Here is a 6000-nt window from a genome sequence, read left to right on the forward strand (position 1 = left end):
ATAATTACTTTCAATGGCATTCATGAATGCTCCGCATTTCGTAATTAATTATTCCGTATCTTTGTAGGCTAGTAAAAAAACTGGGGCCGCCTGGTTTTGACAGCATAGGTCTTTGAAAGTGTAAGCATGCCGTGCGTTGGATAATTAGCACGTTAATCTGAATACCCAAACTTTAATTGGCGAATCTAACTACGCCATGGCTGCCTAATTAAATTAGCGCACCCATTATAGCCGCCGGAGTTGCTGCCCGCTACGACTCCCGCCGCCGAATCAAACCATAGAGGGATAGGTACACATGGTTTCTGTGAGTGTGTAATGAAAATCTAAACGGATACGAACGGGGTTGGTTAGTTCTGCTCCTGCCACGTTTCGACAACCCAATGCAGAAATAAGCATGTAGAAAGCTTTTGGAGGATATGTTTGGACGCGGGTTCGATTCCCGCCGGCTCCACTTGAAAGAGTATTAAAGCTCGCTAATTCAATATTGGCGGGCTTTTTTGTTTTTATATCTTACCGCAGGTAAGCCTCTTTTTGATCAAAAAGGTAACAAAAAAGGTAATACCCATTTAGAAAAAAGGTACAAACACTTTCCGCTGTAATCTACACTGGTAAAAAATCTCACTGATTTTAAATACTGTTATTTAAAGGGCTGCCTGCCTAAAACAGCTTTTTCAATATTTGTCTTAATCCATTCCAACGCCTCACTGATATGAACAAGAGTTGTTGCCCCATCTTCAATAATAACATAAGTAAGGTCTATATCTACAGAGCGTGTCGATGTGAGGAAGATAGGTATTGCGATAATAAATGGAAGGAAGTAATTTTAACATTCAAAAATGGCAGTACACACCACTCATGATTGATCACAAGGGTGCTGTAAATAATACACTGATGCTAGGAGAAAAACTGCACACATTTAGTATTTATGCTAATACCCATAGTGGATTTTAATAAATGGTTAATTACCAGTACCGGTCCGGCAGGGATATTCTATTATTGATATCCTATCCAAGGGCAGTATTGCATTTTCATTGATGTATTATCTATGGCAGGAACTAAAATAGGTTGACAATTTGTTACATGACCAGAAGATTTAGTGATAACAAAAGAAGGATTGAACAGCTATTTAACAACCGTTTTGACGATATATCCAGACGGCTTGAGACGCTTATATTTTATAAATCATACCTGGAGGCAAACTTAAAATTTCCGGTTCGCATTACTGGAATTGAAGATTTTGACTGGGAAGAGTTTTACATTTTAGGTCCGGGAGGGAAACGGGAATATGAAATCCTAAAGAAAACCCAGCCATCATATACAGATATATTCAATATGATTAAGATCGATCCTTATTATGATGAGGATTATGGCTTGTTTGCAAAAGCAATAAGACTCTCAGATAAAAAGTGTTTTCCGCTCCCACTGGCAGATATGAAAGCCATAGATGAGAAATCATCAGAATATAAGTTGCTTGAAGACTATTCTGTTTGGTTTATTAATTATCAGTAAAGCCATCTGGTTCCTGGAATTCAAAAGTGGGCCTATAGGCTAGCCTAGGACTCTGATCCAATGTTCAAAATCCTTCAAATAGTTCGACAACTCCCAGCCCTTTTCCACACCTGATGGGGAGTGATCGAAAAATCATCCCTTTGTCGCTGTTTTTTAGAAAAATATATAATATAAAATCTTATAAATAATTTTTATCTGCTTCCTTGGAGTTGCTTCTTTTGTAATTCTTACTAGCTTAGAACGTTAACTTGGATAATAAATATCTATTTTTAGATCAAAATGAACTGAGTAATGCCATTACTCGAATATTTTTTGTGAGATGAGTCAAATATTTTCATACTTTAGCATTCTCTTTATGAGATGCAAACAACAATAAAACATATCGCGGATTTATTTAGTGGCATTTATGTGAATTCCTCAACTTCCAGGGGACAAACTGTTTACTATTTACAGGTACGGCATTGGGATAAGAAAAGAAATTGGGCCAGCAATATTGAACCCGAGTTATGGGAAGAGAACAGGCTGTTTAAAAACTATCTGCAATACGGTGACATATTGCTGGCAACGAAAGGTGTCGATCATTTTGCTGCACTGTATGACGGACGCTATACACCTGCTGTTGCCTCATCCGTCTTTACCATATTACGCATTAAAGATCCAAAAACTGTTTTACCTGCGTATCTGCAATGGTATCTGAACCATCCTGCTACCACAAAAATATTGGCGGCAGCATCTAAAGGTACTTCCATGCCGCTTATTACACGGGATGTGATTGAGCAATTGGAGATACCGGTACCATCATTGGAAAAACAGCAGATTATTTTACAGGTACAGGGCCTCGAACAACAGGCCATGCAGCTGCGCTTGCGGATAAACCAGCTCACCGAAACTATTTTTCGTCATAACCTCTTAAAAACTGCTTATAAATAATGACACAGAAGATGATCAGCGCCGACGACATCAACCGGATAGTATGGAAAGCCTGCGATACTTTTCGCGGTTTGATTGATCCCAGCCAATACAAGGACTATATCCTTACTATGCTCTTTCTTAAGTATGTGAGTGACGTACATGCAGACATCTACCAACAATACCTGGCCAAATATAAAGGAGATAAAAGCCGCACAGAACGTGCAATGAAAATGGAGCGTTTTCTGCTGCCGGAGCAGTGCAGTTTTAACTACCTGTATGAACATCGGGCAGCTTCCAATATCGGTACACTAATCAATATTGCCCTTAACGACCTGGAAGAAACCAACCGGGAGAAGCTTTTCAGTGAAGATGGTACAGGTATTTTCCGTAATATAGATTTCAACAGCAGTAATCTGGGCGACGTGAAAGATAAAAACACCCGCCTCAAAAACCTGCTTATTGATTTTAGCGAGCTGGATCTCAGCCCTTCACATCTTGAGCATAATGATGTAATTGGGGATGCCTACGAATATCTCATCAGCCAGTTTGCGTCAGATGCCGGTAAAAAAGCAGGTGAGTTCTATACCCCTTCCATGGTATCTACTCTGTTGGCAAAGCTTACCAAGGCGCAGCCGGGGGCCCGCATCTGTGACCCTACGTGTGGCTCCGCGTCATTGCTTATTAAAGCGGGTCGTGAAGTAGGCTCCACTAATGTATCCCTGTATGGGCAGGAGGCTAACGGAAGTACCTGGGCTTTGGCTGTACAGAACATGTTCCTGCATGGCTTTGACGGAGCTGTTATCCGCTGGGGTGATACTATCCGTAACCCGAAGCTCAAAGAAGGAGATCATTTGATGAAATTTGATGTGGTGGTAGCAAATCCACCCTTTTCATTAGACAAGTGGGGCGCTGACGATACAGAGAAAGAAGACAAAAAGAAAGGAGATAAAAGCAGTGCCGGACAGCCACAGAGTGGTTACAAAGCCGTTGCAGATCCTTACCAGCGTTTCTGGCGTGGTGTGCCGCCCAAAAGCAAGGGCGACTGGGCATTTATAAGTCACATGATAGAAGTTGCCTATGAAGGACATGGTAAAGTAGGTGTAGTAGTACCACATGGTGTACTTTTCCGGGGCAGCAGCGAAGGAAAGATCCGCCAGAAAACTATCGAGGATAACCAGCTGGATGCCGTGGTTGGCCTGCCTGCCAACCTATTCTATGGCACCGGTATACCTGCTGCTATTCTCATTTTTAACAAAGGCAGGGGCAAACGCACTGATGTGCTGTTCATTGACGCCAGTCAGCGTTTTGAAAGCGGCAAGAACCAGAACCGCCTGCGCCCGCGGGATATAGAGGATATAGTACAAACCTACCGCCGCTTTTCCGAAGGCAAACTATCTGCTGGTGCGGTTGAGGATAAATACAGTTATGTAGCCACACAGGAAGAAATAGCCGGCAACGACTTCAATCTCAATATCCCCCGTTATGTAGACACCTTTGAAGAGGAAGCTGAGATTGACATTGCGGCCACACAGAAAGAAATAGCACAGCTGAGAACAGAACTGACTGCTGTAGAGGCTGAAATGGCGAAATACCTGAAAGAATTAGGGATAAAATAGCTGATATGGAAAAGTTTGAAATACTGTTTTATACGGCGCTGGAAGGAGATCGCCATATTGAGGTTTTCTTTGAGGATGAAACCTTTTGGTTGCCACAAAAAAAGATGGCCGCGTTATTTGATGTGGATGTGCGAACCATTAGTGAGCATCTCAGGAATATATACACATCCGGTGAGCTCGAAGAAACATCAACTATCCGGAATTTCCGGATAGTTCAAAAAGAAGGGGCGAGAGAAGTTACAAGAAATATAGATTGCTATAACCTGGATGCCATTATTTCCGTTGGCTATCGCGTAAACAGTATTTCCGCTACGCGTTTCCGTATATGGGCCACCAATACCCTGCGTGAATTTATCATTAAAGGATTTGTGCTGGATGATGAACGGCTGAAGCAGGGGAAACAATTCGGCAGGGATTATTTTGATGAGTTGCTGGAACGGATACGTGAGATAAGGGCCAGTGAACGCCGCTTTTATCAGAAGATCACGGATATTTATGCGCAATGCAGTATTGATTATGATCCGTATGCATCCCTTACCCAAACCTTCTATAAAACGGTTCAAAATAAGCTGCATTGGGCAATTACAGGAAAGACAGCGGCTGAAATCATTGCAGAAAGGGCCAAATCACAAAGCCCTAATATGGGCCTGACTACCTGGAAGAAGGCTCCTGAAGGAAAAATTCTGAAATCAGATGTAAGCATTGCTAAAAACTACTTTTCTATTGAAGAAATAGACGAGTTGAACCGTATTGTGGTTATGTATCTTGACTATGCAGAGAACCAGGCTAAACGAAAAATACCTATGGCTATGAAGGAATGGGTGGAGCGCCTGGATGCTTTCCTTCAGTTTAATGACTATGTGGTACTGAAGGATGCCGGCAGGATCAGCCACGAAATAACCCGCAATCTTGCGGAAACCGAATATGAACAGTTCAGGGTAATCCAGGATAAAGCTTTTCGCAGTGATTTTGATAAATCATTGTCAGAAGATGATGCCGACCTGGATAATGTCTTAAAACGATTGCAGGGAGGCAAAAGTAAAAAAGAATAAGTGGAAATCTCGTTTTGGCGGGTTCTTAAAAATAACCAGGTTAATAAGAGAAAAATGAAAGAAACAATCATTAGCAATATTACACGAAGGGACTTTGAAGGAAAGCGGATACGTATACTCTCGCATCAAAAAGAGTTGTTTCCGCCGGAACAATATGGTTTTCCAAAAACCTATGATGTAATTGTTACCTGGGGAGATAGCTCCTATAGGTGTACATACAGGATCGGCTCAAAAGATGGCAAGGCCCGCAGCGGTGTTTTAAGGTTGAAGGATGGCTTAGCGGAGGTATTGGGCGACAGGGTGGGGATGGCATTAGCATTGAAAAGGATTGACAATAATAAGTATTATTTAACGGCTATATAATGAATAAACCAGGTTATAAACAAACGTCGCTGGGATGGATACCGGAGGATTGGGAGGTGAAGAGACTTGAAGAATTATGCGCAATTCAGCAAGGTGTTTCAAAAGGTAGGGTAATTGCAATAGAAGATGCAATTACTGTTCCTTATATGCGTGTAGCAAATGTAAAGGACGGAGAGATTGATTTAACGGAAGTAAAAGAAATAATGATCCATAAAGATGAGCTTTCTAAATATACACTTGCAGAAGGAGATATTCTTATTACTGAGGGCGGGGATCCTGATAAGCTGGGTCGCGGAGGAATTTGGAGTGATTTAATTGAAAATTGTGTTTTTCAGAACCATTTATTTAGAATACGAGCAAATAGCAAAACATTATCTCATTTCTACTTATATAATTATTTTCAAGGATTTAGAGCAAAAACCTACTTTTTATCGTGTGCAAAGCAAACTACAGGTATAGCTTCGATAAATTGAGACTATTACAAAAAGTGTGTCAGTAAAAAGTTGATTAACTTTAAACTGACCATATGGAAAAGCAAAACTTTGATT

6 protein-coding genes and 1 other RNA gene are annotated in these 6000 nt (G+C 41.1%); all 7 read left to right on the forward strand.

The genetic code is table 11. From position 1 onward, the window contains the following. Positions 1 to 82 precede the first annotated feature (82 nt). The 7 genes from ssrA (at position 83) to KVT36_RS17175 (ending at position 5925) form a co-directional block, all read left to right on the forward strand. Positions 83 to 454, forward strand: a transfer-messenger RNA (tmRNA) gene (gene ssrA, locus KVT36_RS17145). 626 nt (positions 455 to 1080) lie between these two features. Beyond that, positions 1081 to 1509, forward strand: a complete 429-nt coding sequence (locus tag KVT36_RS17150; RefSeq protein ID WP_217604696.1) for a hypothetical protein — start codon at positions 1081 to 1083, stop codon at positions 1507 to 1509. 360 nt (positions 1510 to 1869) lie between these two features. Next, entirely contained in the window at positions 1870 to 2439 is a 570-nt protein-coding gene (locus tag KVT36_RS17155) for a restriction endonuclease subunit S (RefSeq protein WP_217604697.1), read from the forward strand. Beyond that, a complete protein-coding gene (locus tag KVT36_RS17160) occupies positions 2439 to 4037 on the forward strand; it encodes a type I restriction-modification system subunit M (RefSeq protein ID WP_217604698.1) in 1599 nt (532 codons plus the stop codon). The genes KVT36_RS17155 and KVT36_RS17160 overlap by 1 nt, the downstream gene beginning before the upstream one ends. Positions 4038 to 4042: 5 nt before the next feature. Then, positions 4043 to 5089, forward strand: coding sequence for a virulence RhuM family protein (locus KVT36_RS17165; protein ID WP_217604699.1), 1047 nt, complete (start codon positions 4043 to 4045; stop codon positions 5087 to 5089). A gap of 54 nt (positions 5090 to 5143) precedes the next feature. Then, entirely contained in the window at positions 5144 to 5452 is a 309-nt protein-coding gene (locus tag KVT36_RS17170) for a hypothetical protein (protein WP_217604700.1), read from the forward strand. Next, positions 5452 to 5925: a restriction endonuclease subunit S gene (locus KVT36_RS17175; protein ID WP_217604701.1), complete on the forward strand. Its 474-nt coding sequence runs from the start codon at positions 5452 to 5454 to the stop codon at positions 5923 to 5925. The genes KVT36_RS17170 and KVT36_RS17175 overlap by 1 nt, the downstream gene beginning before the upstream one ends. The last annotated feature ends 75 nt before the right edge of the window (positions 5926 to 6000 follow it).

The sequence above is a fragment of the Chitinophaga sp. GbtcB8 genome, assembly GCF_019091455.1.
Taxonomy (GTDB): domain Bacteria; phylum Bacteroidota; class Bacteroidia; order Chitinophagales; family Chitinophagaceae; genus Chitinophaga.